Source organism: Scytonema sp. PCC 10023 (genome assembly GCF_963920835.1).
GTDB lineage: Bacteria > Cyanobacteriota > Cyanobacteriia > Cyanobacteriales > Nostocaceae > Kalymmatonema.
In genome coordinates this window covers 1-26,203 of record NZ_CAWUDP010000073.1, presented here as the reverse complement: position 1 = coordinate 26,203, position 26,203 = coordinate 1, and the positions used below count along the sequence as shown (strand labels likewise).

The window sequence follows — 26,203 nt, the reverse complement described above, 5'->3', positions numbered from 1 at the left end:
GAAATAACGAGATTTGTAACAACAGAAGGGCTGCGGCTAACTCAGCACAAGCGAAAAGCTTCTAAGCAGTATTTTCAACCTCAAGTTAAGCGAAATTCACTCTTAAGGTATTGGCAAGTTCTTTTTAACTTTTGTAATAATTATTAAATATTAAACCCTAAATTGCTACGTCACTTATGAGTCCAGATGAGATTAAAGTAGCCTTGCAAACAGCGTTTTATCGTTGTGATGTCGCAAGCTGCCCTCTCTCTGATACGCAGAAAGAGATATTACTGCAAGTCTTAGAGCAAATGAAGGGATCTCATCCTACTGTGTCTGACCTTGCTAATCCTTTAGACGAACTGACGCCAGAGGAATTGCAAGCATTTTTTGAGTTCGTCAAAGCACAAGAAGAAGAAAACCGCTCGTGGAAAGCGCAGTTACTAAACGACTGGCTGCAAGAAAATGATTCTGGAGCAGTACAATTTATTCGCGATCGCTATGGATTGCAGTGGTTGAATCGGATTGAGCCATATCATTTTGAGAAGTATTCTGCTAAGGATGTCCTCAAGCTAAAGGTGGGCGATCGCATTGAAGTTTGCAATGCTCTTTGGGAATGGGTACAAGAGAATAGTCCTTGTCCCCCGGAATGGTATTCCTGCATCGTCATAAAGGTTGATGAAATAAGCAATGGTGATGACTCCTCAACCAACTGCATCATCCGCTTCAACAACGGTTCAGAGTTTGAAATTCAAGGTATGTACGAATGGAATCGCTTTAATTGGCGAAGACCGCAGTGAGAAGAGGATAAGAGGGAGTGTGGGAGTGAGGGAGTGAGGGAGTGTGGCAAGCTAAAAAATCAACAGCCTATAAATTTTCCCTCCTTCCCTCATTCTCTCCCTCCCTCCTTCCCTCATTCTCTCCCTCCCTCCCTCCCCCATTCTCCTACTCCTCCAAACCCAAATGCTTCCGCAAAGCTTGGCGCATCACATCTGTGGGAACAGTGTCCCGTTGCAACCAGATTTTTAACGCTGCTGCGCCTTGTTGAACGAGCATTTCCAGTCCATCAATCGCAATGACACCCACTTGCAGCGCCTGTTGGAGAAATTTTGTTGGGTTAGGGGTGTAAATCAAATCGTAGGCGATCGCTTGCTGTGGCAAATTCGCCATTTCCTCTGCACTTAAAGGTGATTCTTCAACCTTAGGATACATCCCAATAGGAGTTGTATTTACTAGCAGGTTTGCTTGCGGAATTAATTTTGGCAGTTCATCCCATTGATGGATGTGCAAATTTTTCGATTCGAGTGAATTGTCCCAACTCTTGCGAAATTCTTCTAACTTTTGGGCATTGCGTCCAATGACCAAAATCTTGCCACAGCCCAATTGGGCACAACCTGCGACAACTGCCCTGGCTGCACCACCATTGCCTAAAATCACGGCTACCGTCTGACTCCAATCTCGGTTATAGGTTGTTCGTAAAGGGGCGAGAAATCCTTCTACGTCAGTATTGGTGCCAATCCATTTGTTATCTTTACGACTAAGAGTATTCACTGCCCCCACGGCTTTGGCAATGGGTGAAATTTCTGATAGCAAAGCTAAAATTGCCTCTTTGTGGGGGATTGTGGCGTTAAAGCCAACAACACCGACAGCGCCAAAGCCTTGAATAGCGACTTCTAAATTCTGTGGTTCTACCGTCCAAGGGACATAGACGTAATTTAATCCTAAATGGGCAAGTGCTGCATTATGCATCACTGGTGAGAGGGAATGTTCTACCGGATACCCAATCACTCCAAGCAGTTTGGTTTTACCTGTAATCATTCGTTTATCATGACTCAATAGATTTCTTGTAAAAATCCAGTTTCAGGGTATTTGAAACCGCAGATTTACGCAGATATTTTTTTTCTATGTATCTGTGTATAACCGTGGTTTCATCTTCAAAAAATTGACTTTTGCAAGAGGTCTATTAGTCATTATTCACTGATACGAACCACAAATGACTCTCATGACTTCGTTAAAATTATTAAAAGGTACTTAACATTTGTTTGGATCATGCAGGGAACAATAGCCCCCTCTACAACCCCAATTCCAGGTAAATATTGGCAGTGGCGAGGGCATAGGATTTATTACGTACAAGCAGGAGAAAAGCACTTACAGCGTCCTCCCTTGTTATTGGTACATGGGTTTGGTGCATCCACAGACCACTGGCGCAAGAATCTCAGCGGACTGTGTAACGATTTTGAAGTCTTCGCCATTGACCTTTTAGGATTTGGGCGTTCCGCAAAACCTAAATTGGAATACAGTGGCGACTTGTGGCGCGACCAACTTTACGACTTTATCACGCAAGTGATTGGTCAAAAGGCAGTGTTAGCAGGCAATTCCCTAGGAGGGTATGCCAGTTTGTGTGTTGCAGCACAACGCCCTGATGCAGCAGCAGGTTTGGTATTGCTTAACAGTGCTGGTCCTTTTAGCGAAAACCAGCCTTCAGCAGAACCAGAAGCTTTACAAACTGAAATTGAGCCTCCTCCTCCTTTGAAGGCAAACGAACAGCTGCAAAAGCTACTTGGTGATGTTGTCAAGTGGATTTTTCAACAACCTTTAGCCCAGTTTCTCTTATTCCAATACATAAAACAACCTTGGGTCATTCGCCAAACTTTGGAGAAGGTTTATCTTGACAAAAGCGCGATTACAGACCAATTAGTAGAAGAAATTTATCGCCCTGCGTGCGACTCAGGTGCATTGGATGTGTTTACGTCTGTGTTTAGCACTCCTCAAGGGGAAAAAGTTGATGTGCTACTAAAGCAATTAACTTGTCCTCTGTTGCTATTGTGGGGAGAAGCTGATCCTTGGGTGAATGCTAGAGAACGTTCAAACAAATTTCAGCAATACTATCCTGAACTGACAGAACACTTCTTACGGGCTGGTCATTGTCCCCATGATGAAGTACCAGATGAGGTAAATCGTCTGTTAGGTGATTGGGTTTTGTCCACAGTTATGAGTTAGGACTTATATCAAGCTTGGTATGTACCAGGCTTGATATTACTCCCTTTGGGCTTCTAAGCTCTGCAAGATGCTGGGGTTAGCCAAGGACTATGAGGCGTGGTGGTAGGCGGATTCGCTGTAAGAACCACTTCTCCGTTTTTATTTATCACCCACCCAGTCGCTTCTACTATCGGTTCTGGTATAGGTGTAGATGCTTTGGTTGTCACAGATGCAGTAGAGCGTTTTTCTGTGCTTGGTTTAAGCGATATCCAATCAACCAGCACCGCATCACTTTCAAGGAGTTCATTTATCGGGTTCGGAGGTAATCCGCCACGTCCTGTCATCACAAACGAACTAGCTCTTTGCCTGCTGTTGGGATTGCAGCTTGTGTCAATTTGCTGTGAGGCATCAACTAGATTTGTTGGCAGTTGGACTAATCCCCGATTGAGGTCAACATTGGGTGTGTTGATAGTTACCTGACCGTTTAAAGTAGGACTTGTCTGGGAAATTGCCGTTATGTCATTCGTCGAAATTTGACGCGGTTCTATATCAGGGTTTAACTTCTCAAGGTCTTGCCGACTCAGTGGAGCGATGCCAAAAATACCAGTAGCGTTGATTATGACATTCCCACCCTTGCCATTGAACGCATTAGCGGTAATGTCGCTATTTTCACCCCTGACAGTAACAATAAAGCCCTTTGGAACATCAATGGTGATGTTGCCACCATTGCCACCAGCATTCTCAGTACCTGCAGTAGCAGAAATGCTGCTACCATCACGTAGTAGCAGTAACTTAGCAACGTTTAGTTGAAGGTTGCCGCCATTACCAGAGGTAGTGGTTGCACGGATCGCACTGTCATGCTCAAGCTTAATAGTATCAGCCACAATCGTCAAATTACCAGCATCACCACTACCAGTACTTCTAACTTCCAATCCCCCTCCATTGTCAAGAACTAGGGTTTTTGCTCGCACCTTCAAGTCTCCAGCAGTGACATCGTTAAGGGTGTTGGTCTGCGCACCTCCCCTTTTGATCGTAAATTGATCTGCGACAGTAATGTTCATTTCTCCAGCCTTACCTGTGCTACTTCCCACCGTATTGCTACCAACCCCTGAGTTTTCCAGTAGAAAAGAATTTGCACGAATGTCGATTTTTCCAGCGTCACCTTGACTAAGACTGTTTGTACGTATACCTGCCTTGTTCGGTAATTCCAAAGAAAGAGCAACATTAATGTTGATTTCTCCAGCCTTACCTGTGCTATTTTCCTCCGTGTTGCTCTGGACACCTCCATCTTCAAACTGAAAAGAATTTGCATTAATGCTGATTTTGCCAGCGTCACCCGTGCCTGAGGTGCCGGTAGTTATATCTGTACCTTTGATTGCAACAGAACCGGCGACATTAAGGTTGATTTCTCCGGCTTGACCTGCTGCCTTCACCACACCGCTAGAGACAAACGAGTCTTCAATTCGCAAAGAATTTGCATTAATGCTGATTTTACCCGCGTTACCCGTGCCAAAGGTGTCGGTAACTATACCTGCACCGACAATCATCAATGGACCTTTGACAATAATGTTGATGTCTCCGGCTTTACCTGTGCTATCTGCTTGCGTTATGCTAGCGAGCGCCGAGCCTTCAATTGCCAAAGAATTTGTACGAATGTTGATATTTCCCGCGTCACCGCTGTTCCCTGTCTGAATGCTCGCACTAGACCGATTCTCAAATTTGATGTTGTTGGCATCTAGTTTAATTTGTCCGGCATTCCCCGAACTGAAGGTGTTAGAGCTGATGTTGGACTGATTGAAAACTATAGAGTTACCGACAATGCTAATTTCTCCGCCATTTTTATCACCAAGCGTATCAGCTAATAGAATTGATTGCTCTATGAAATTGATATTCCTACCTGCAACTGCAATAGAACCACTGCCATCTCCTGTGGTATTCACGAATGCTTTATCAGAAAACTGGATGTCTCTAAAACTGGGAGTCCCTTCATAACCCAGCTTCCAACCTTCTTGTAATGGGACAAGATTCACAACCTGATTGCTCGCTACACTGCCGATTTCAACACGTCCTGCTTTTGAGGTGAGTACGCCACCCTCAAGCGAGACATTCCCTCCTACGAGTGCTAAGGTTTTTCCGGGTTCCACTCGCAATCCCGTAAAACTCGTGTCAATTCTGCCACGGGGTCCTGGCTTGGTTAGGTCTTGATAGTCAATATCGTGTCCTGATCCTTGTACCTGAATCGTTCCCGGATTGCTCCCCATACCCAATCCCACAGGCGCTGTTATCGTCAACAGGGGTTGGTTTTGTGATGATGGTACCGCACTGAAAAAGCTACCATCAGCAAACTTGAAACTGCTTGCAGTCGTTGCCAAAAATGAGCCGCCAATATTTAAACTGGCATTCGGTCTAAAGATAATTCCATTCGGATTCATTAGAAACAGGTTGGCTCTACCATTGGCTTGAATCAAACCATCAATATTAGAAATAGACTTACCCGTCACCCGACTAATAATGTTGTGAATGTCAACAGCATTATTAAAGTAAGCCGTACTCCCAGTAGGTACGGAAAACTGCTCAAAACTGTGGAACAGATTGCTTCCTGCTTGGGTTCCACCAGTGATATTGAAAATATTACTTTCTCTTGTGACACTGGAATTATTAGGTAGAGTGGCATCGGGGGTAATTTGAGCAATTGCACAATTTGCACTGCAAACGCTGACACTCCCTATCGCAATACCTAAGAACCAACCGCAACGAATACGACCTAAACCCGACATTGTACCCCCTAGCTGCATAGCAGTTGCATCACTGTTTAGTTAAGCATATTTACTTAACTCAAACGCTATATAAAACGCGAAAACCTGGTCAACGGTGACCAGGTTTTTTAAAAAGGTTCGTAGTGATCAAACTGCTTTTATCGTTAAAAAATGTGAACGGTGAATAACTAGGGTGGACAAAAACACTAACAAACTCAGCATACGTTTGTTTTTCCGCTTTGGGATTTGGCTTCGCCTCGCAACCAGAGCGCTGTGCCACTTACTATCATACTTATGCCGATGTTTGCTCGGGCTACTGACGGGAGACACCGGGTCATTTGCCCTTTTTTGTTTGGTTGTGCCTTGTTTGGTGTCCTATCTATAAGTTATCACCCGAATATGGAATTGCAAGCAGTTGTTAATCTAAGTTAATAAGAAAACATTAAACTAAGGTAACAAGCCCCGTTTCTCTTGCATTGAGCTTATTAGAAGCGGTTACGTGAGCGACTACCCAACAGATTGCGTTCGTGTTCTCGCAGTTCTGCAGGACTAGGTGTTTTGAATCCAAAATAAGCGGCAATCACTGCTGTTATCGCATGGAGCAAAACGTCGTTACCAAAGACCGGCATAAGTCCAAATACCGTATTAAGAACTGGCAACAATCCCATAATTGCCAGGACTCCATAAAAGATTGCCAAACTACGTGCATAACTTCGCGCTCTCATGTAGCTGCGGTAAGAAACCAATCCCCAAATACCAACAGCTATATACACAATGTTATCGAAAACATTGATGGGAAATGCTTCTAGCAGGTAGCCATATCCAGCCTTAAAAGTAACTGGAGGTCCACCAGTACCAGGTGTTGCAACCATACCTGGTATAAAACCAAAAATGCCAAATAATACAAACACAATACCGCTAATCAAGGCAAAGTAGCGCGCTTTCATAACTATGACTCCGTATTGATTAGAGATTTTAGGAAACCAACGGGATTACTTATCGCTTCATCAACTTACTCTGTTTGTTGCAATTAAAAACTCACTTTGGGTATTTCTTCAATTTCAGATGTCTTTGCCCGCTTAATCATATTACAGTTGAAGATAATCTTGAATTTATAACTTCGATATCGAATAACGAGAGATTGGGACAGGATATCGAGATATTCAATTTTTTGGTTTCATGGTTAAGAGAACACAAAGCAGAATAACGCAAAAGCCCCAGAAAAGGCGAAAACCTGGTCAACGGTGACCAGGTTTTTTAAAAGGTTCGTAGTGATCAAACTGCTTTTATCTTTAAAAAAAGTAAACGGTCAACGACTAGGGTGGACAAAAACACTAGCAAACTCAGCATACATTTGTTTTTCCGCTTTGGGATTTGGCTTCGCCTTTCAACCTGGGCGCTGTGCCACATATCATAATGTTTATGCCGACTTTTGCTTGGGCTACTGACAGGAGACACCGGGTCATTTGCCCTTTTCAGTTTGGTTGTGCCTTGTTTGGTGTCCTATCTATAAGTTATCACCCGAATATGGAATTGCAAGCGGTTGTTAACCTAAGTTAATAAGTTGTAGAACTTCTCAATAAGATGCATATGAGGGAGTAAATCCATTCAAAATTCAAAATATAATTTTGAACTTTGAATTTTTCTACAGCCCTCTCCAAATCACCAATTCCACATAACTGAACCATCGTCCAAATGGTCAGTCACAATACGCCCAATGGCATCGATTTCTTGAAGATCCTCAGTAGAAAGTTGAACAGCAGCAGCTTGGGCATTTGCGGTTGCTTGTTCGGGATGACGCGCACCGGCGATCGCACTCGTCTGTGGTTGGGCAATGAGCCATGCTAGCGCTAACTGAGCAAGGGTACAATGATGGCGATCGCTAATCGGGCGCAGTTTTTCTAAAGCTTGTTGGGCACGTTCAAAGTTTTCTCCCTGAAACAGCTTATTTTTGGCGCGATTATCTTGTGGGTCAAATTTGTGACCAGGTTCGAATTTCCCTGTCAACAATCCCTGAGCTAGAGGTGAATAAGCAATGATGGTAATCTGGTTTTCGATACAATAAGGCATTGCATCCTTTTCTACAGACCGCCAGAACAAAGAATAGGGAGGTTGTAAGCTATCAATACGTGCAACACAAAACTTACACAAATCGCTCAAGCCAAACAACTCGAACTATTTGAAGTTTGCTTCCTGCTTCTTCCAGGGGAGTCGGCTCCTAACCTGTCCACAGGCGTTAATTTCGCGCTTGCCGCACGTATTTTTTGTAAAGGGGCATTATTTAGATTAATCGCCGCATTTAAATCACGGCATTGAATGTGTCCACAGCCTGCGCCACATACATAAATCCTCTCTGACAAAGGCATTGGCTGTACGTTTGTGCAGTTAGAACACATCTTAGAACTTGCAAACCACCTATCAATTATTTCCACCTTCGTTCCGTAAAAGGCTTCCTTGTAACTTAGCATTCGACGAAACTCGTATAGTCCCAAAGAAGAAATGGCTTCCGAGAGCTTGTGATTTGCTATCATCCCAGAAACGTTAAGATCTTCTATCCGAATCCGGTAATATTTTCGACTAATGTCGGTTGTCGTTTTTTGAAGAAAATCTTTGCGGATATTAGCAATATGAGCGTGAGTTTTTGCTATTTGATCAAAGTAGCGTTTAGCTCTCTTGGATGCCAGTAGACCCTTGCGACGGTTTCCTAATTGTTTGTTACGGTTGCGCCATTGTTGTTTGTTCAGCTTGGTTTTCGCTTTCTTCAAACTAGTGGGCGTTTCTATCGTTGAACCGTCAGACAAAGTCGCAAACGTTTTTACTCCAAGATCTATCCCAACTGATTCAACTTCATGAATTAAGGGAGGGACTTTTTCGACATCTAGAACAAGAGACACAAACCATTTATCAGCAGTCCTAGAAACAGTAAAACTTTGACTAGAACACAGAAAAGGAATTGGTTGTTTAAGCCTGAACTCACCTAAGCCTGGAATGATGATTCGCTTTCCTGGATGCAAAACCTGACGATTTGTGAAAGGCAACATTGGCTGTCCTTTCGCTGGATAGACGCCTGATTTCTTGAGAACAGTAAAGCTATCACCTTTCTTTTTGCTCTTCATCTGAGGGAATCCAGCCTCTCCTTTACGCCACTTATCGACTGCTTTCGCTAAATTCCGTAGTGCATTCGAGTAGATGGCTGAAGGGTACTGTTGCACCCATTGGTATTCTGGATTTGTTTTTACATAGTTTGTAAAAACCTTTTCGATAGCTGCTAAACGCTTAGAGTCTGCGGCTTTTATCCCTTCAAACTCCCAAGAGCTAGTAAGCAAAGAAAGTCCAAAATTGTAAACAAACCTAGCAAATCCTGCACATGCCGCTAGTCTAGTTTTTTCTTTATTATTAAGTTTTAATTCTAGCTTTAAGGAATACATTTGCCTTACTAGGTTTATTTCGTTTAACTCTAGTATACGAGAAAAAACATAAAACATAAAAATGACTATAAAGTTTAAACCTCAAGGAGATAAAGCTTTAGACAAGATTCCTTTTCAGGTGAAGGTAAGACCTGGGTTAAGAGAAAGAATAAAAGCGATACCTGGATGGCAGTCGCTTTTAAGGGAAAAGCTGGAACAATGGGTAGAAGAATGGGAGCGGAATATAGAGAAATAAGCGAATTGTTAAATAATTTCGCTACTTAGTAACACGTCCGTATTGAGATGCTTCTTCCAGTTGGGCACGGGAAAAATTGGAAACACCAACAGCCCGAATTTTCCCTTGCTCTTTCAGGTGGTTAAGAGCGCTCATAGTCTCTTCAATAGGGACAAGTTCAGAATTGAAGGAGCCAGAGGGCCAATGAATTTGGTAAAGGTCTATGTGGTCAGTTTTGAGGTTTTTGAGGGAGCGTTCACAAGCCTCAATCACTTGATTGTACTTGAGATGGTTAGCAAACACTTTCGTCGCATACTCCACTTGATGGCGAACATCAGATAAAGCTTCAGCAACAATGCGTTCCGAGTGTCCGTCACCATAGACTTCAGCAGTGTCAATTGTCGTGATCCCAGCTTCAAATGCTGCTCGTATTGCTTTAATCGAGTCAGCGTCCTCAACCCCCACCCACATTTTTTTACCAGCTTGCCAAGTCCCCATAAGGATAGGCGTGATTTGTACGTCCGATGTCCCCAAGCGTCGCTTTTCCATGCTTAAATCCCGAAAGTAATGCCTTTTAAATACTATGGAACTAATCTCAACGCACTATAGTGACTGATGTCCCAATGTTCACCTGAGAGAATAATTCCTCAATATCCTTGTTGTACATGCGAATACAACCGTGTGAGGCTGCTTTGCCTACTGACTCAGGATTAGGGGTGCCATGAAAGCCAATCCAATTTTTACCGTTTGTCCAAAATCCAATCCAGTAGCGACCAAGAGGATTTTCTGGGTCTCCTCCTGGGATAGCTATACCTTTTTTCAAAGGGTGTATCCAAGTAGGATTTTCTAACATTTCACGTACTCGAAAATTGCCAATTGGGGTTTCCCAGTCTCGGCGACCTACGGCAATTGGATAACTTTTAATTTGGGTTTTTCCTCGATAGAGGGTTACTTCACGGCGGCTAAGACTTATCTTTAGGTAAATCGGTTGAGTTATTAAATCATCGATATAATAATTCGTCGGTACAGTAACGGAATTATTTAAGGAATTGTTATCATCAAGAGTTTTATCACCAGCTAACGATATTTGAGGATTTGAATAGAAACTAAATGCACAAATTAAAAGAGCTAGCCTGACTGATTGCTTTACTTTCATATTAGTTTCAGAAATAATTTGCAACCAATTATTTAGTATCCAAATACATTAGTATTTTGTTAAACATCTATCTTGAGACTAATTATTATAAAAATTACTCCTAATAGGCAGTAAAAGCTTACCACGAGTTATCAGGAGTAATTTCGGTAGTCTCTCTAAGAAAATTGTCAAAGTTTGTTGCCGTAAAAATCGAACCGATGGACAGCGCATTTGGTCTTTTTCGCTGCTATTGTTGTTAGCAGCCACCATTTGCCATTAAGCAACCAGAGGCATCACAGTTAACAAGCTTGTCAGTCTGTGTAGAGTTAGGAAATTCCAAGGGAATTTACCACAGCGCTCTGACGCCTCCACCACTTCCATCAGTATTTTGTCCGCCTGTTGTGCCGGTTCCACCAGTATTTTGCTGGGTTCGAGTGCGAACACCATTTTGATTTTGCTGTGTTTCGGTAGTGTTGTTGTATTGATAATATTGCTGCGTTCTGGTGGTACCATCATTTTGATATTGCTGCGTTCTGGTGGTACCATCATTTTGATATTGCTGTGTTCTGGTAGTACTATTATTTTCATTAGTACCATCATTTTGATATTCTTGCGTTCCGGTGGTGGTATCATTTTGATATTGCTGTGTTCCAGTGGTGCCACCATTTTGATATTGCTGTGTTTCGGTGGTAGTGGTGCCGCCATATTGCCCGCTTGTGCCGGTGGAACCACCCGAGGATCGCCCTCTTTGGGAGGCTTGGGAGTATAAGGTGCCTTCTGGGGCTTCACTAATTACGGTGCTTCGAGAGTTGGAATTGGGCAATGCAAATGCTGGCACACTAAGTAAAGCACTGGCACTAGCAACTCCTACGAGGCTAGCAAGCGTTTGGAAGAATTTTTTACTGTTGTTTCTGTTCATTTGTATCTCCTGGGGTTAAAACTGAAAGACTCTTAATGGGCTAAGTTATTTGCTGAAAATCAGACAAAATGTTGTGGCAGTTCTGAACCGAAATCAATTCACTATGCCAATCTGAAGTATTTAACTTGATGTTGATATTTCTCTTTAAAAGTTAACTCTGTTAATTTTCTTACTCCTCTGCCTAAAGCATAGTCTCATATTCAACAAGCTTGTACTTGAGAATACATTTTTTTTGGAATCAGCTTTGTTTTTACTAACTTAAAGCAGTTGATTTTAAGAAAAAATATGCTAACAATTTCGGTATTCAATAGGTTTTATTTAAAAATAAGATTAAAAGCGTGAAATTTAGATATATTGTTGATTTTCGATTGTTACAGCGCTTATTCTTATGATTAAGCTACAAATCTTCGGGTGTCTCTTACTTATAAAAGCTTATCTAATGGATATTTAAGATATTGGTGAGGCAAAGAACACTTTACAGAAAACCGTTGTAAGTAGCAGTAGCATGGTTGGCAAAAACTTTCGTGGTAAACTCCACTTGATGGCAAACATCAGATAAAGCTTCAGCAACAATTCGCCTTAAGTACGCGTCACCATAAACTCCAGCGGTGTCGATTGTTGTGATACTAGCTTCAAATGCTGCTCCTATGGCTAATCGAGTCAGTGTCCTCAACTCCCACTCATGGTTTTTTACCAGCTTGTCATGTCCCCATGAGAATAGGCGTGATTCTCACATTCAATCTACCCAGCTTTCGCTTTTCTATAATTCCTCCTTAACTGTTCCTTAATTCATTTCCTCAGACAGTAACCTAGTGTATCGGTCTTGGTTTCAAATTAAATCAGAGTTACAGTAGATGCTTATGCAAGAACAGACTATGACGAATCATGCACTCAAAGAATGGGCTGTTGCTATCAACGCCTTGGAAACAGGTAAAACAATTATGCTGCTTCGCAAAGGTGGTATTCACGAACGCAATGGACACTTCCAAGTTGCCCACAAGGAAATATTGCTTTACCCAACGTTTGAACATCAACAACCTTTCTTGCTCAAACCCGAGTATGCTAATCTCGTCGTTCCTGTAACACCTGGCTGGCATCCAGAAACAGTCCGTATCGGCAGTTGGGCTGAAATTACGGATATTTTCCCAGTCAGTGATGAGTCAATAGTGAATGCTCTACTTCCGTTCCATATCTGGAATGAGTACTTTATTAGCGATCGCCTCAAATGGAAACCGCGTCAGCCATTGTATATTCTCCTGCTGCGGACTTACAAATTACCCCGAGAGCAGGAAATTCCCTATTGTCGCGAATATGGCGGCTGTAAGTCATGGATTGATTTGGCTCAACCGATTTCACGGCAAGGAGCACAACCAGTTTTGTCTGATTCAACATACACTCAATTAGTCGCCCAAATTCGCAACATCGTTAGCGATAAGGTATATGTCTCATCTATATAAGGCATAACTATCTAAAAAAGTACTCAAACATACATACATTTTTGTGAACCACAGATAGCATTGAGTAAACGTAGAGGCTTGCTGCGTTTATTTTTGTACACTTTCGTTTGCTTTGAATTCTGTTACGTGTGTTCAGGTTAACAGTTGTGAACGATAAAAAAGTACCCCGAAAGGGTGAGGTTACCCTTGACATCTGTCTGCGATTATGCATTTAGAAGCTAAATACTAAGGAGCGTGCCATGCATCGACGAATGTGCTGGTTATCAAAGTCTGGCGAAAATGCGGAAAAAATTTTACATCTGCAAACTGCACCCAATGAACCTTGGCGTCCTTACACAACTTTTCGGCAATATGCAGTTCCAGATTACCAAATACCAGGCGGTTCCAAAGGTTGGGCGACTTACCAAAAATTGTTAAAAGCAGGCTGGACTTTGATACCAAGTGCAAGAGCAAACGAGTTTTCCCCATTAGGCACTTCAGTTCAGTCATCAGAAAGATAGAACAGAAGATAGAAGATAGAAGATAGAAGATAGAAGAGAGAAGATACAAGATACAAGATAAAAAACTTTGTTCACTCTTGAGTTTTCACTTTTCACTCTTTAGAAACCTCTGGGGGAACCTTCTCCACGCGGATCAGCTGCGCCTTCTAATGATCCGTCAGGTGTTACGACAATTGCGTTAATATTACCCCAAGGTTCAGTCTGGTTAATTTTGTGTCCGCGACGCTGCAAGTCTGCAAGGGTGAGAGCATCTAAACCGAGAGGTTCAACTCTTAACTCATCTGGTAACCACTGATGATGTATGCGGGGTGCAGAAACAGCCGCGCCTGCATCCATATTGTATTCCAATACATTTAAGATCACTTGCAACACCTGAGTGATAATGGTACCACCACCAGGCGCACCCACAGCCATCCGCAGGCGACCATTTTCCGTGACAATTGTAGGAGTCATGCTAGATAAGGGAGTTTTACGCGGTGCGATCGCGTTCGCTTGATTCCCCACAAGTCCAAATGCATTTGGGACTCCGGGTGCTGCTGCAAAGTCATCCATCTCATCATTAAGTAGAATACCAGTTCCTGGCACCACAACGCCAGAACCAAAGCCGTAGTTTACCGTGAAAGTTAAACTCACAGCATTGCGCTGTTCATCGACAACCGTAAGATGACTGGTTTCGGGCGACTCATATCGAGTGGCGCGCAACCCCACCCCTAAGCCACCCTGACTTTTCACCTCATGTGGAAAAACCAACGCGAAACCTAACCCCCCAGCCCCCTTCCCTAAAAGGGAAGGGGGAGAATTTAAAGCCTCTCTCCTTGCAAAAGAGAGGAATGGAAGCGAGGTTGAGCGATCCCGTGAAAAGTAAGCTAAGCCACCTCTTACTAAGAAGGGTTTGGAGGTGAGGTGCTGCAATAATTGAGGGTAATGAAGCGAATTTGATGTAAACTGCTGTAGCGTCTCCTTATCTGCTGGCTTAACCTCACTTGAAGGTGTAGCTTTTTGGATATTGATTTGTTGACGCCGTTTTTGAGCGTAGGCAAGGTTGATAAGTTCTGCTACGGGGACTTTGACAAAATCTGGATCCCCTAAAAGTTGCGAACGATCAGCGTAAGCAATTTTCATAGCTTCCACCATCAAGTGCAAGGCGTCTGGGTGGTGCCATCCTAAAGATTTTAAATCGGTGTCACCAATAATATTTAAAATCTGTAATAAGTGAACGCCTCCTGATGAAGGTGGTGGCATTGAGCAAATTTTAGCTTTGCGGAAATTACCACATATTGGAGTGCGCCAGACTGGTTTGTAAGATTTTAGATCGTCACGAGTTATTAAACCACCGTTTTTTGTCATGTCGGAGGCGATCGCCCGGGCAATATTTCCGGTGTAGAAACTTTGGGGGTTTTTAGCAATTTCTGCCAAAGTTCGTCCTAAATCACTCTGTACCAACCTTTCCCCTGGACCAAAAAATTCACCGTTGCGAGTAAAAATTGCTCGTGCTGCTGGATTATCCAGAATCACCTGCTTGCGATTCTCGTAGAATTTTATAGAACGCCAAGTCTGCTGTTGAGAGACGATGAAACCATCTTTAGCCAGAGCGATTGCAGGTTGCACCACTTCTTGCCAACGCAGCTTACCATAACGACGATGGACTTCATACAATCCAGCCACTGTTCCTGGTGTCGCCGCAGCTAAATAACCGTTTACACTTGCATTTGGACGCACTTTGCCTTGTGCATCCAAATACATATTTTTTGTAGCTTTTAGCGGTGCGCGTTCGCGAAAGTCCAACGCCTTGATTTCGCCAGTTTTCGGCTGATGCAATAGCAAAAACCCACCGCCACCAATTCCCGCTGAAAAAGGTTCTACCACAGAAATTGCAAAGGTGGTCGCTACTGCTGCATCAACTGCATTACCACCCTTGCGTAACATCGCCATCCCCGCTTCACTTGCTAGGGGATGCGCTGAGACTACCATCGCCTTTTTCGTACGTAGCGGTGAGACAACAAAGGCGAATGCTGCTTTGTGGCTGCTAAACAGCAATACAGAGAAACACAGATAAAGTAAAGACCCTGAAAACCGCGTGTATCGGTCAAAAACACGCATTTTATATCTCCAAATTATTTTTAACGGTATCGCGGAAGTCCCCACCTTCAATGTACTCATAAAGTGGGGATTACTGCGGGCAACCATGAAGACATCCCCGACCAACTTAATCCGCAGGATTGACAGGACTGGGGATGGCTGAGGAGTTGCCAATCTCTGGTGTCGGCAGTCGGTCAATCCAGTCTTCTACCAATTGAGTCATCGTTTTTTCTTTACTTGCTGCATATAATCTAAGCTTATTTAAACGACGTTCAGATATCCGTAAGTTCAATCCTTTTTTATTCATATACATCTACACAACATCTACATAAATGATAGTATATAGATGGTTGTTGACCAGAAAGAAAAAGGTACAAGCCCCTAAATTTATTTATGGGGTTCTTACTTTTGACTTTTGAATGCGTGACTTTTGACTTCCCCGTTCGCGTAGCGTGCCCGAAGGGCTTAGGGGCTGACCCACCCACTCGACTCACAACAAACGGTCACAGTAGAGGTCATACTCGAACCCTCTTCTAAGAGCGAGAGAAAGGGGGAAAGATTTCGGTCACTGGTTCGCCTACTACTAAAGCGGTAAAAAATAAGCCATACAGGAATGTACGAAAAATAATAACTGTCCCAGGAAGTGGGATGGCTGCGCGGGTTCTCCACGGGGAGATAAAGGTAGCAATACCTCCAGACGCTGTGTAAGACTTAGACCGGATTTAGTTCCGGACACCCAACAATGAGTGTACCCAACAGAGCAACGGTGAAGCAGCGCTGAAGACGGAGAAGCCAGTGCAGGCGACTGCTGAACCCGAAGGGCAAATGAGACGCGTTCGCGAAGTGTGCGCCGTCTTCGCTTAGCCCATACTTCAAGCGTTCGCGCAGCGTGCCGTCAGGCATAGCTAAGTATGGGTACTTCACTCTTGAGACTCTTCAGAGATAGCTTCCGATTCGGTTTCCGGCTCAGTTTTGACGTTGGCTTTCGGCTTAACGGGTTTCGGTCCACGCGCTAAAGCAGGATTAACCGGTTGCCTAGATTCATCCCCAAAGGATCCTCTTTTGCCTTTACCCTTTGAGCGCTCATCACTTTGTTTTGAGCTTTTGCGATTGGATTCAATAGGAGGCACAGAATCCGAATTTTCTAAATCGTTGTCAGTACCTGCTTTGGGCTGACGGTCAGATTTCTTGATTGGGCGTTCTACCATTGTTAATTTTTGTTATTTTATTTGTATAGTACATCACTTTCGTAATCAATCATCTGCGTGCAAGGCAGCGCTTACAGGACTGGACTCATCACCTCACCCGTAAATAAGCCTTTCTTGCCGAGAATTGGATCACAGGGCAAATTTAGACAGGATCGCTCCAAAGGATTATCTTAGCTTTTTATTGAGGGCTAAACCCATATCTAGAGTACCAAATTGCCATTAAAACAGTGAACAGTGAACAGTGAACAGTGACCAAAAAACTGGTAACTGACAACTGATAACTGACAACTGATAACTGATAACTGTTAAAACTTTTTTGTTCAATGCCGTTGTATGCGACCATCTTCCATATGAACAATGCGATCGGCAATATCTAGGATACGGTTGTCGTGGGTTACAAGTAGCACAGAGCAGCCTTCTTCTTTTGCAAGGCGCTGGATAATATCAACGACATCTCGACCGGTTTTACTGTCCAGCGATGCAGTGGGTTCGTCTGCAAGCAACAATTTGGGTTGAGCAACTAAGGCGCGGGCTATTGCTACTCGTTGCTGTTGTCCTCCTGACAAATTCGCGGGGTAGCAGTCCACCTTATCACTCAATCCTACTGCTTGCAGTGTTGCGACAGCTCGTTGTCGATACTCTTGTTTAGGAATTTCCTGGTGCAGTTTTAGCGACATACGGACATTACCATAAGCAGTTAGGCATTTCAGTAAGTTGTGGTGTTGGAAGATAAAACCAATTTTGTTCCGGACTTTAGTGAGTTGTCCTTTACTGATACCCCGTAGTTCTTTACCAAGGACTTTTAGATTACCCTCCTGCACAGAACGCAATCCTCCAATTAAGGACAATAATGTTGTCTTACCACTACCAGAGGGACCAGTAAGGATAACAATTTCTCCTGGGTAAATATCCAAATTTACATCACTCAGCACGGGTTTACGCAACATCCCTTGACCGAAAGCGTGGTTGAGATTGCGAACAGCAACAGTAGGTTCCATAGCTCCACTCACCAGTTCCTTAATTTAAAATACATCGGCTGGGTCGGCGGAACGAAGTTTTCCTGTGGCGATCGCACCTGATACCGCACACATAACTAGAGTAAGAATGAATACCTGAAGGGCGACACTCACCTTCATGGTTAAAGGAATTCTTGTGAGTGTAACCAGCAATTGATAGATCCCCACTGAAGCGATAAAGCCGGGGACAAACCCCATGACACCAAGAATGATGGCTTCCTGAAGTACCACCATAAGCAGTGAGCGATCTGAATAACCCATTGCCTTAAGGGTGGCATACTCAGATAAATGGTCGCTGATATCAGCGTAAAGGACTTGATAAAGGATGATGACACCGACGACAAAACCTACAATAGTACCAAACTTCAGGATGACTCCCTCCGGCTGTGATGCATGGAATTGCTGTTCTCGTTGAATCAATTCCTCACGAGTCAGCACCGCAACATCTTTGGGAAGGCGATCGCGCAGCTTTGCTTGCACTGTTTCTTTGTTTGCTCCTTTTTCTAGAGTCAAAACTCCTATCCTGACTTGTTGCAGGCTATTTTGCCCATTGCGTTGAGCATAATTCCAGTCACTCATGATGACATTACCCTTATCATTCATGGTGCTGCCCATATTGAAAAGCCCAACAACATAGGTGCGGTGATTGTCCATGATCGTTGCTAACTCTTCGCGCTTGCCTAGCATTTCTGGAATGTCTCCAAGAGATGATTGGGATAGGCGATCGAACAATACACCATCTGGGATTGCCAATTTCGCCAACTGCTGATTAACTTCTGGCATATTCAGTACGGCAGGTTGGGCAGGATTGAAGGCAATTATCCTGACTTCGTTACCAAAAAGACGCGAACGTGGGCGTTTCTCTTTGCTAAGATTACCTTCACTAGAAGAAGATAATTGATTAGGATTCACCCAATTCGCCCTACCTATATATACAGGGCTAGCAGAAGCGACACCTTCCACAGCAGCAGCTTGATAAAGGTAAGCACGTGGAAAAGATATCCTAAACAGTAAACTTGGACTGAAAGACGATACTAACAGCAAATCACCTGCCAAACTTTCATGAAGTTTGGTTGATCCATCCGTCAGCATAGCCAGAAGTCCTAGCTGGCTAAACATTAGGATGTTGGCAAAGCAAACGCCTGTCGTTGCGACAGCAAGGCGAACCTTTTGATGAGACAATTGCGCCCAAGCAAGGGGAGTCTCGAAGTCAAAATTCTTGAGGAATGATTTCAAATAGGGAAATTGCATCTGTGTCCATCTGTGTCCATCTGTGGTTCATTATTTCTTTGATGTTTTGAAATCTCCTCCTTACTTAGAATCAGTATCAATCTTGACTCGTACCTGCATACCTGTTAAAGCGGCTACTTTCGGACTATCCTGTGGGTTAAGGCGGATTTTCACTTCCACAACACGAGCATTGACATCATTAGTTGGGTTACTCTGGTCTTGATTAAGACGCGTTTTGCCAATTTGTAAACCAATTTCGTCAACTTTACCCCGAATCTCGCCGCCAAAGCCGCCATATTCACTCGTAATAGTAGCTTGCTGTCCTGGGCGCACTTTGACAATATCGGTTTCGTAGACTTCGGCGATCGCATACATTTGGTTTGTCCTTCCCAGTTCTGCTATTCCTTGTTGGGTACTCACCAGTTCTCCAACGCGGGTGTTGATTCTCAAAATTTGTCCAGAAATCGGTACTCGCACTTGGGTGTTGTCCAATTCAGCCTTTCGCTGTTCCACCTGAATCAGGGCTTGTTCTAATTCAGCTTTGGCAATTTCTACATCGACTGGGCGAACTTCTTGCAATTTCGCCAAATTCGCTCGTTCTTTAGCAAGTTGTGCCTGTAAAGTCGTCTTAGTGTTTTCTAACTCTGCTTTGTTTTGTGCAAGAATTGCTGTAGCCTTGTCAAACTCTTCTTGTGTATTATCTACGTTAGATGTACTGATAGCTCCCTCCTTCACCAAAGCAAGGTTACGCTGATATTTCAGCTGAGCATTGCGCAGAGTTGCTTCAGAAGAGGCGATCGCTGCTTCTCTTTGTTTCGTTTCAGAACGAATGCGAGCCTCTAACTCAGCAATACCCGCACGTTGGGCACTAATTTCTCCTTCTTTTACGTCTCCCTGCTGGATTTTCAGCAACTGCGCCCGTTTTATGGCAACATTTGCCCTAGCATCCCTCAGCTGTTGTTCAGCTCTATCTTTTCCCTGAAGGATGGCAATGATTTGATTTTCTTTGACAAAATCGCCTTCTTTTACCAAAATTTGGTTAACGCGGCTATCCTGCGCATTTGCTACTGAAATCTTGATCACGTCTCCTTCTGGGATTAACTTACCAAGAGCAACAACCCGAGTGGTAGAACTGGGATTTGCTGCAGAAGGAGTTTCAGAAGTATTATCCTGTGCCTGGATTGTACCACCGCAGGCAGCAGACAAACCGAGAAGGCTGATAATAACTGTGTAAGTCACCCACTGGCGAAAACCGAAAGATACACCTCGGGTAAGTCCATTTTGGGGCTGAACCATAATGATAGCGGTTCTCGTTTGAATACAATATAACTCGGATGTGGAGAAACGAATAATCTATTGAACTGGGGATTGGGGATTAGGGACCCTTGGACTGGGAGGATTATGAACAGACAAGTTAGACTCAAAATGCATCTTTGAAGTTCCCATAAGGAATATTACTTATTGTGCATCTGTCGGAAGGCAGAATTGACTATTGCACTTCTGCCTTCTTTAATTTCGACTGACAAATACAAATCCCCGTGTCTTACCAGAAACTGAATCAACTGTTGCCATAGCCTTCCATAAATCTGCTGTTTTCACCCAAACTGGCGGGTACTTGTAACGAGCAACATCCATGATTAAAAACCTATCTGTTTTCTCGTTGTATGCTGCTATGGGCGAGATATGCCCGCCTTTTTCTTGCCCAATTTCTTTACGTAAAAAATTAATTAAGACGAAATTAGCTGGCTGTTTCAAATTTTCTGAAACCAATTTTCTAAAATCTTCTAGGCTAGTGTCAGCAGCGTGGTAAACTTTGACCTTAACACCATAACTAGCCAATAATTGCCCTATCTGCTCTAGCGTCATACCCATACGAGAAACAACTTCGGGTGCTAACACTTTTCGAGTAGCTTCGTTATTAAAAAAGTTTTCTTGAGTAAATACCCGATAGGGAGAATACTGCTGTGCTTCTGGTGCAGGAATTTGCAAACCATTCAGAACCATAACGATACTAGCAACACCACAATATGCCTGATTATTTTGCGTAACAAACTGCATACCGAGTGGAAAGAAATCTTGCCTTGATTGACTTTCAATAAATAGTTTTTCACCTTCATCAGAGTTGAAAGCAATCAAATTTTGTGGTATAGTTAATGTTTGGGCAAAGACACTTCCACCAGCAACAATAGTACTTATTATTAAAGCCTTGAAAGGTATTTTGATAGTTTTGAGTAAATTATTATTCATAAATTATCTGTATAGAAAAATTTAGATAATATCATCTCACACAAAGACGCCAAGACCCTAAGAAAAACTTTACGTTTTTGCGTAAGGCTAAACCCTTAGCTTGGCGAAACTCGCTCTTCACCTCTTCACTATCGCATAACTCGCCCTCAACTAAAGAGTTGCCTTGTTCCCTGACGTCATGAGGCTAAACCCTTAGCTTTGCGAAACTCGCTCACCACCTGTTTAATATCACGTAACTCACCCTCAACCAAATAGTTCAATTGGCGCATTTCCGAAGCCGAAATTCTTCCACCAAGTTGGGCGATCGCCTTCCTAACTTCCGGATACTTTTGCAAAGTTTCTTTCCGTACAATTGGAGTCGCTTGATAAGGTGGAAAATACTGCTTATCATCCTTTAGCACAACTAAACCCAAGCGAGAAATTTGCCCATCAGTAGAATTTCCATTTATCATGTCTACTTGCTTTTGCAGAATCGCCCGGTATATCAACCCCAAATCCATAATCCGAGGAGATTTCGCAAAGCGCAAACCGTAGCTTTTAGACAATCCAGGAAAACCATCTTCCCGTTCTATAAATTCATAGCCAAAACCACCACGCCATTCGGGTGTATATCTAGCAGCTTCCGAAAGAGTTTTGATATTATAACGACTTGCATCTTCACCGCGTATAATCATTGCAAAAGTATTTTCAAAACCCAACGATTCCATCACTTCCAGATTGAATTCTTGAGCGTAAGCTTCTTTTAACCGCTGATAAACCTCTTTTGGATCATTAATTGCTTTTTGTTTTAAAATAACAGTAAAAGCTGTACCTGTGTACTCAACATAAGCATCAATTTTCCCAGCAGTAATCGCTTGATGAGTGACTAAAGCACTCGTAAAGCGAAGACGCTGAACTTTTAAATTGGTTGTTGCTTCGATTTGCTGTGCTAAAAGTTCGCTTAAAATATCTTGTTCAGTAAAACCTTTTGAAGCAACAACAATATCACCACTACCACCGCCACTTGTGCTGGGGTTACAACTAGCAATTCCTAACACTAGGGCAAAAGTTAAAAGGAAAAAGGCAAAAAATCTCTTCATATCAAGTCCGGCAAAGTACCCATAATAAAACTTATATGTAGTAAGGACTTTAGTCCTTGTTTTTGTGGAAGAGGACTAAAGTCCTCACTACAAACTTAGTAAGGTTATTTAATCGGACATGATATCATTTCTCTCTCTTTTCCTCCTCTGCGCCCTCTGCGTCTCTGCGGTTCATAAATTACAACGCACCCTATTTTTTTGTAATTTTAAATTTCCCTTCCAACCAACCAATAGCAAAATCAGCAAGCAAAGCAATAACCGCCGCCGGTATCGCACCAGCTAAAATCAACTGATTATTCACCGCTGAAATACCTCGAAAAATCAACTCCCCTAAACCACCAGCACCAATTGCTGCAGCAATAGTTGCAATTCCAATCGCAATCACCGTCGCCACCCGCACTCCTGCCAGAATAACACTCAGCGCCAAGGGAATCTCCACTTGAAGCAATAGTTCTTTATCAGTCATTCCCATGCCCCGCCCAGCTTCTATAATTGCTGAATCCACACCAGTAATACCCGTGTAAGTGTTACGAATGATTGGCAATAGAGAATACAAAATCAGGGCAAAAATTGCAGGGTTTGCTCCAATTCCGCCAATAACAGGCACCGGGATAAGCAAACCAAACAGTGCCAGACTAGGAACGGTTTGCATAATATTCGCAATCCCGAGAATTGGTTGACGGAGATTCTTTTGTCGGGTAATTAATATACCAAGTGGAATACCTACGAGAGTGGCAATCCCGATAGAAATCGCTACAAGCAGCAAGTGTTCTAGAGTGCGTTCCAGAATTTCCGGGGCATATTTTATTAAGAAGAAGTCACTGATGTTCATATGGCTGGCTTCAGACATTGCAGAAATGCGAGGGCTTCTGGGTGTTGGGAGTGCAAAAATTCCTCAGTTGTACCTAACACTACCAATTCTCCCCCATGCATTAACCCAATTCTCGATGCCAAGACAAATGCTTCTTGGATATCGTGAGTCACAAACACAACTGTTTTGCCCAGTTCCTGCTGTAACCGTTTAAATTCTTGTTGCAGTTCCAACCGCGTAATGGGATCGAGTGCGCCAAACGGTTCATCCATCAACAACACTGGCGGATCGGCTGCAAGCGCCCTTGCCACACCTACCCGTTGCCTTTGTCCTCCTGAAAGTTCATGCGGATATCTTTGAGCAAATCTGTCTGGATCTAAACCCACTAAATGCAGCAATTCATGAACTCGCGTTTTAATTTGTTTGGGTTTCCAACCTTCTAAAGATGGAACTAAACCTACATTGCGTTCAACAGTGAAATGAGGAAATAAACCCGTTTCTTGAATAACATAACCAATCTTGCGCCGCAGTTTAATTTCATCCCATTGAGTTGTGGAAATGCTATCAAATAACACCTCGCCTTGTGTGGGTATAAATAGGCGATTGATTAATTTCATTGTCGTGGTTTTGCCGCTTCCACTGCGCCCTAGTAATATCAGTGCTTCTCCCCGATTGATAGAGAAATTGAGGTTTGATACCAGAGGGCGGTTGTTACGGCTAAAGGTAACATTGTGGAATTCGACAGCGATTTGGTTATCCTGCGCCATGAGTGACTTTCAGTGAAAGCTAGCTTTATGTCACATTATGCGGTGATTTTGCCAGTTCAGTCGAATGGTGGGCAATGCCCACCTACTGATGACTAGACTTCTTGCATCTGTTTTATTCCATCTGTGTCCATCTGTGTCCATCTGTGGTTAATTATTCTTTTTTTTGGAATGAATGCAAGAAGTCTACTGTAAAATACACTCACACGTGTCAATAACTAACACGACTAAGTTATGAACCGACATTAAGTGCTGGTTTTTTCGCCTGATTCTGTTTTATTTCCATAACAGCACTTGTTCCCTGAGTACCATAGCGAGTCACTGCGGAGACAGCCGCACTTTCAACCTGAGTATTATTTAACACGTAGGAAGTTTGCCCAACGGGTAAGATATTTGTCGTCCATTCACTTCCTGTTTTAGTCTGGACAACCCACCACCAAACTTTTTGTTGCCCTGTGGGTTTCCAATTGAGTTGAATTCTGCCTGTAATTGCATCTTTATATATTGTCAGTTCGGGTTTAGCTGGTGGTGTGTTATCCAACCACGGCGATGCTGGAACCAAAGCAGGTTTTGTGTAAACCTCGTTTGCTAACAAGTCAGAAATTCCGCCACGATTTTGCATCAAAGATTTCATACTGAAGTGAATGTTGCCGCCCGCTCCTGAAAAACCCCGCGTTCCCTGAATTTGATAGGATATTTCGTGAGCATCCCAAGTTTTCGAGGTGTCATTACCTACGCGACTGGTGTAAATTCCAGACCAAATATGCCTACCCAAGGAGTTTTGCTCTAGCCACCACTTTAGCAAAACGGGATAACTTTGATGAGTTTGTGAAATCTTCCAATAAAGTTGTGGGGACAAGTAATCTAGCCAGCCGTTCACCAACCATTTTAGAGAATCAGCATATATTTGGTCGTAGGCGTTGAACGTTTTATTTGCTGTCGCTTGAGGGTAGCCCGGTTTCCAAACTCCAAACGGGCTAATGCCAACTTTCACCCAAGGTTTTTGAGTTTTGACACTTTGATAAAGACGGTGAACAAACGTGTTGATATTTTCGCGCCGCCAGTCACTGCGGCTGAGTGTCCCTCCAGTACGCAGATATTGCTGCCAACTGAGTTCGTCAGGGAAGTCAATCTGCTTCCCTCCGTCGCGTTCTGGGTAAGGATAGAAGTAGTCGTCAATGTGAACTCCATCTATGTCATATCGGCTAACAACATCCATAATGACTTTGAGAGAGTAGTCCTGAACTGCCGTTTCTCCAGGATCTAGCCACAGAGCCTTGCCATAGTGCTTGACTAACTGTGGTTGAGTTCTGCTAATGTGGTTAGCCGCAATTTCGGATTTTGCGTTCGCTTGACGGGCACGGTAGGGATTAAACCATGCGTGAAACTCCAAACCCCGTTTATGCGCTTCTTCCACTGCAAAAGCTAAAGGGTCATAATAAGGTTCTGGCGCTTTGCCCATTTGTCCAGTTAAGTACTCTGACCAAGGTTCGTAGGGAGATGGGTATAACGCATCACAGGCTGGGCGTACTTGAAAGATGACCGCGTTGAGCTTTAATGCTACCGCCCTGTCAAGTATCGTAATGAGTTCCGCCTTTTGCTGCTCGCTGGTTAAGCCGGGTCGAGAGGGCCAATCAACGTTGCCTACGGTAGCAATCCACACACCTCTGAATTCTCTTGCGGGCGGTGTTGGGATGGTATTTTCTGGTTTTTGTGGGATGTCCTGAGATAGGACAGGGGAACTGGCTCCGAGTAACAATAAACTGAGAAGAATCGCTTTAAGGTTCACGAGAGATATTTTTGGAAACGCAACTGTTGGAGGCTACTGCCCTCAGTTGTGGACTTTACTTGTGTAGAGTCAGTTCCTATCCAGTAGCGTGAAGTTAATTTAGTGTTGGCATCTACGGCTATTAATGGAGAGCATCGTGTCATGCTAGCGTCGGAAGAATGGATTCCTGCAACTAAAGCAATGCAACTTTATCCAATCCAATCGAGTGAAAAAAATGAAAATTAGCAGACAAGAAAAGCTAAGAGCGATCGCATACAGTATGGACTTACTAATACCAGGATTTTACTTTTGGTGTCCTTGGTTCACTATAAGACTTGGTGGAGCAACACCAGACGACAATCCTTACAAATATCCTGGTAAAATTCATGATTCTACGGGTCTTGCATAAGTGCTACCAGGGGATATTTTACTCTTCGGAGAGTGACAGAAGACGGTTACTTCAGCTTGGGCGATCGCATCTCATAGGAATTGTGGTTGCGGTGCTGACGCTGGGTTGAACTTTGCATTCAGCTTGTTAGCTACATCGTTAGCCCGTTAGAAGATGGCAAAATGAGTGTCTGCATAAGCTGATGTAAATTTCATCTATAACCAGAAGTAGAGAAGTTGTCTGAGT

At 43.3% G+C, this 26,203-nt stretch carries 25 protein-coding genes and 3 pseudogenes; 7 read left to right on the top strand and 21 right to left on the bottom strand.

The window, feature by feature from the left end; genetic code table 11:
- Nucleotides 1–176 precede the first annotated feature (176 nt).
- Nucleotides 177–779, top strand: coding sequence for a hypothetical protein (locus ACM0OZ_RS33780; protein ID WP_414587205.1), 603 nt, complete (start codon nt 177–179; stop codon nt 777–779).
- A 145-nt stretch (nt 780–924) separates the two neighbouring features.
- On the opposite strand, the gene ACM0OZ_RS33775 is transcribed toward ACM0OZ_RS33780, so the two are convergent.
- Nucleotides 925–1,797: a shikimate dehydrogenase gene (locus tag ACM0OZ_RS33775; protein ID WP_414587204.1), complete on the bottom strand. Its 873-nt coding sequence runs from the start codon at nt 1,795–1,797 to the stop codon at nt 925–927.
- Between the two features lie 231 nt (nt 1,798–2,028).
- On the opposite strand from ACM0OZ_RS33775, the gene ACM0OZ_RS33770 reads away from it, so the two are divergent.
- On the top strand, nt 2,029–2,979 hold the full coding sequence (locus tag ACM0OZ_RS33770) for an alpha/beta fold hydrolase (protein ID WP_414587203.1): 951 nt from the start codon (nt 2,029–2,031) through the stop codon (nt 2,977–2,979).
- A gap of 53 nt (nt 2,980–3,032) precedes the next feature.
- Here ACM0OZ_RS33770 and ACM0OZ_RS33765 read toward each other — a convergent pair whose 3' ends face one another.
- From ACM0OZ_RS33765 to ACM0OZ_RS33750, 4 genes and pseudogenes are all read right to left on the bottom strand, one after another.
- Nucleotides 3,033–5,753, bottom strand: a complete 2,721-nt coding sequence (locus tag ACM0OZ_RS33765; RefSeq protein WP_414587202.1) for a filamentous hemagglutinin N-terminal domain-containing protein — start codon at nt 5,751–5,753, stop codon at nt 3,033–3,035.
- 446 nt (nt 5,754–6,199) lie between these two features.
- Nucleotides 6,200–6,661 carry a DUF4383 domain-containing protein gene (locus tag ACM0OZ_RS33760; protein WP_414587201.1) on the bottom strand — a complete coding sequence of 154 codons (462 nt, stop codon included), beginning with the start codon at nt 6,659–6,661 and terminating at the stop codon, nt 6,200–6,202.
- A 715-nt stretch (nt 6,662–7,376) separates the two neighbouring features.
- A pseudogene (locus tag ACM0OZ_RS33755) lies at nt 7,377–7,844 on the bottom strand (aldo/keto reductase); the annotation flags it as partial.
- A 26-nt stretch (nt 7,845–7,870) separates the two neighbouring features.
- On the bottom strand, nt 7,871–9,142 hold the full coding sequence (locus tag ACM0OZ_RS33750) for an RNA-guided endonuclease InsQ/TnpB family protein (protein WP_414587200.1): 1,272 nt from the start codon (nt 9,140–9,142) through the stop codon (nt 7,871–7,873).
- 61 nt (nt 9,143–9,203) lie between these two features.
- Between ACM0OZ_RS33750 and ACM0OZ_RS33745 the strand changes: the two genes are divergently transcribed.
- The gene (locus ACM0OZ_RS33745) at nt 9,204–9,377 is read left to right on the top strand and encodes a hypothetical protein (RefSeq protein ID WP_414587199.1); all 174 of its coding nucleotides are present in this window, start codon (nt 9,204–9,206) and stop codon (nt 9,375–9,377) included.
- Between the two features lie 30 nt (nt 9,378–9,407).
- Here ACM0OZ_RS33745 and ACM0OZ_RS33740 read toward each other — a convergent pair.
- The 4 genes and pseudogenes from ACM0OZ_RS33740 to ACM0OZ_RS33725 all read right to left on the bottom strand — a co-directional run.
- Nucleotides 9,408–9,905, bottom strand: a pseudogene (locus tag ACM0OZ_RS33740) (aldo/keto reductase); the annotation flags it as partial.
- A gap of 46 nt (nt 9,906–9,951) precedes the next feature.
- The gene (locus ACM0OZ_RS33735; protein ID WP_414587198.1) at nt 9,952–10,512 is read right to left on the bottom strand and encodes a L,D-transpeptidase; all 561 of its coding nucleotides are present in this window, start codon (nt 10,510–10,512) and stop codon (nt 9,952–9,954) included.
- Between the two features lie 325 nt (nt 10,513–10,837).
- Nucleotides 10,838–11,410: a hypothetical protein gene (locus ACM0OZ_RS33730; protein ID WP_414587197.1), complete on the bottom strand. Its 573-nt coding sequence runs from the start codon at nt 11,408–11,410 to the stop codon at nt 10,838–10,840.
- A gap of 505 nt (nt 11,411–11,915) precedes the next feature.
- A pseudogene (locus ACM0OZ_RS33725) lies at nt 11,916–12,174 on the bottom strand (aldo/keto reductase); the annotation flags it as partial.
- 96 nt (nt 12,175–12,270) lie between these two features.
- Between ACM0OZ_RS33725 and ACM0OZ_RS33720 the strand changes: the two are divergent.
- Complete coding sequence (locus tag ACM0OZ_RS33720; RefSeq protein WP_414587196.1) at nt 12,271–12,867, top strand: DUF1802 family protein; 597 nt, start codon at nt 12,271–12,273, stop codon at nt 12,865–12,867.
- Between the two features lie 239 nt (nt 12,868–13,106).
- A complete protein-coding gene (locus tag ACM0OZ_RS33715) occupies nt 13,107–13,367 on the top strand; it encodes a hypothetical protein (protein ID WP_414587195.1) in 261 nt (86 codons plus the stop codon).
- A gap of 99 nt (nt 13,368–13,466) precedes the next feature.
- Here the strand turns inward: ACM0OZ_RS33715 and ggt are convergent, their stop codons facing one another.
- From ggt to ACM0OZ_RS33655, 12 genes are all read right to left on the bottom strand, one after another.
- Nucleotides 13,467–15,467: a gamma-glutamyltransferase gene (ggt, locus tag ACM0OZ_RS33710; RefSeq protein WP_414587194.1), complete on the bottom strand. Its 2,001-nt coding sequence runs from the start codon at nt 15,465–15,467 to the stop codon at nt 13,467–13,469.
- Between the two features lie 106 nt (nt 15,468–15,573).
- Nucleotides 15,574–15,753, bottom strand: a complete 180-nt coding sequence (locus tag ACM0OZ_RS33705; RefSeq protein ID WP_073631461.1) for a hypothetical protein — start codon at nt 15,751–15,753, stop codon at nt 15,574–15,576.
- A gap of 404 nt (nt 15,754–16,157) precedes the next feature.
- Nucleotides 16,158–16,370, bottom strand: coding sequence for a hypothetical protein (locus ACM0OZ_RS33700; RefSeq protein WP_414587193.1), 213 nt, complete (start codon nt 16,368–16,370; stop codon nt 16,158–16,160).
- A complete protein-coding gene (locus ACM0OZ_RS33695) occupies nt 16,367–16,654 on the bottom strand; it encodes a hypothetical protein (RefSeq protein WP_414587192.1) in 288 nt (95 codons plus the stop codon). The genes ACM0OZ_RS33700 and ACM0OZ_RS33695 overlap by 4 nt, the downstream gene beginning before the upstream one ends.
- A gap of 320 nt (nt 16,655–16,974) precedes the next feature.
- The gene (locus ACM0OZ_RS33690; protein ID WP_414587191.1) at nt 16,975–17,652 is read right to left on the bottom strand and encodes a DevA family ABC transporter ATP-binding protein; all 678 of its coding nucleotides are present in this window, start codon (nt 17,650–17,652) and stop codon (nt 16,975–16,977) included.
- A gap of 24 nt (nt 17,653–17,676) precedes the next feature.
- Nucleotides 17,677–18,921 carry an ABC transporter permease DevC gene (gene devC / locus ACM0OZ_RS33685; protein WP_414587190.1) on the bottom strand — a complete coding sequence of 415 codons (1,245 nt, stop codon included), beginning with the start codon at nt 18,919–18,921 and terminating at the stop codon, nt 17,677–17,679.
- A 60-nt stretch (nt 18,922–18,981) separates the two neighbouring features.
- The gene (locus tag ACM0OZ_RS33680; RefSeq protein WP_414587189.1) at nt 18,982–20,196 is read right to left on the bottom strand and encodes an HlyD family efflux transporter periplasmic adaptor subunit; all 1,215 of its coding nucleotides are present in this window, start codon (nt 20,194–20,196) and stop codon (nt 18,982–18,984) included.
- 213 nt (nt 20,197–20,409) lie between these two features.
- The gene (locus ACM0OZ_RS33675) at nt 20,410–21,147 is read right to left on the bottom strand and encodes a phytochelatin synthase family protein (RefSeq protein WP_414587188.1); all 738 of its coding nucleotides are present in this window, start codon (nt 21,145–21,147) and stop codon (nt 20,410–20,412) included.
- 176 nt (nt 21,148–21,323) lie between these two features.
- On the bottom strand, nt 21,324–22,226 hold the full coding sequence (locus ACM0OZ_RS33670) for a glycine betaine ABC transporter substrate-binding protein (protein ID WP_414587187.1): 903 nt from the start codon (nt 22,224–22,226) through the stop codon (nt 21,324–21,326).
- A 190-nt stretch (nt 22,227–22,416) separates the two neighbouring features.
- Entirely contained in the window at nt 22,417–23,058 is a 642-nt protein-coding gene (locus tag ACM0OZ_RS33665) for an ABC transporter permease (protein ID WP_414587222.1), read from the bottom strand.
- Entirely contained in the window at nt 23,055–23,804 is a 750-nt protein-coding gene (locus tag ACM0OZ_RS33660; RefSeq protein WP_414587186.1) for an ATP-binding cassette domain-containing protein, read from the bottom strand. Before ACM0OZ_RS33660 ends, ACM0OZ_RS33665 begins: the two co-directional genes overlap by 4 nt.
- A gap of 229 nt (nt 23,805–24,033) precedes the next feature.
- Nucleotides 24,034–25,590, bottom strand: a complete 1,557-nt coding sequence (locus tag ACM0OZ_RS33655; RefSeq protein ID WP_414587185.1) for a glycoside hydrolase family 10 protein — start codon at nt 25,588–25,590, stop codon at nt 24,034–24,036.
- A 102-nt stretch (nt 25,591–25,692) separates the two neighbouring features.
- On the opposite strand from ACM0OZ_RS33655, the gene ACM0OZ_RS33650 reads away from it, so the two are divergent.
- Entirely contained in the window at nt 25,693–25,815 is a 123-nt protein-coding gene (locus tag ACM0OZ_RS33650; RefSeq protein WP_414587184.1) for a hypothetical protein, read from the top strand.
- Complete coding sequence (locus ACM0OZ_RS33645) at nt 25,805–25,978, top strand: hypothetical protein (RefSeq protein ID WP_414587183.1); 174 nt, start codon at nt 25,805–25,807, stop codon at nt 25,976–25,978. The genes ACM0OZ_RS33650 and ACM0OZ_RS33645 overlap by 11 nt, the downstream gene beginning before the upstream one ends.
- Nucleotides 25,979–26,203: the final 225 nt, after the last annotated feature.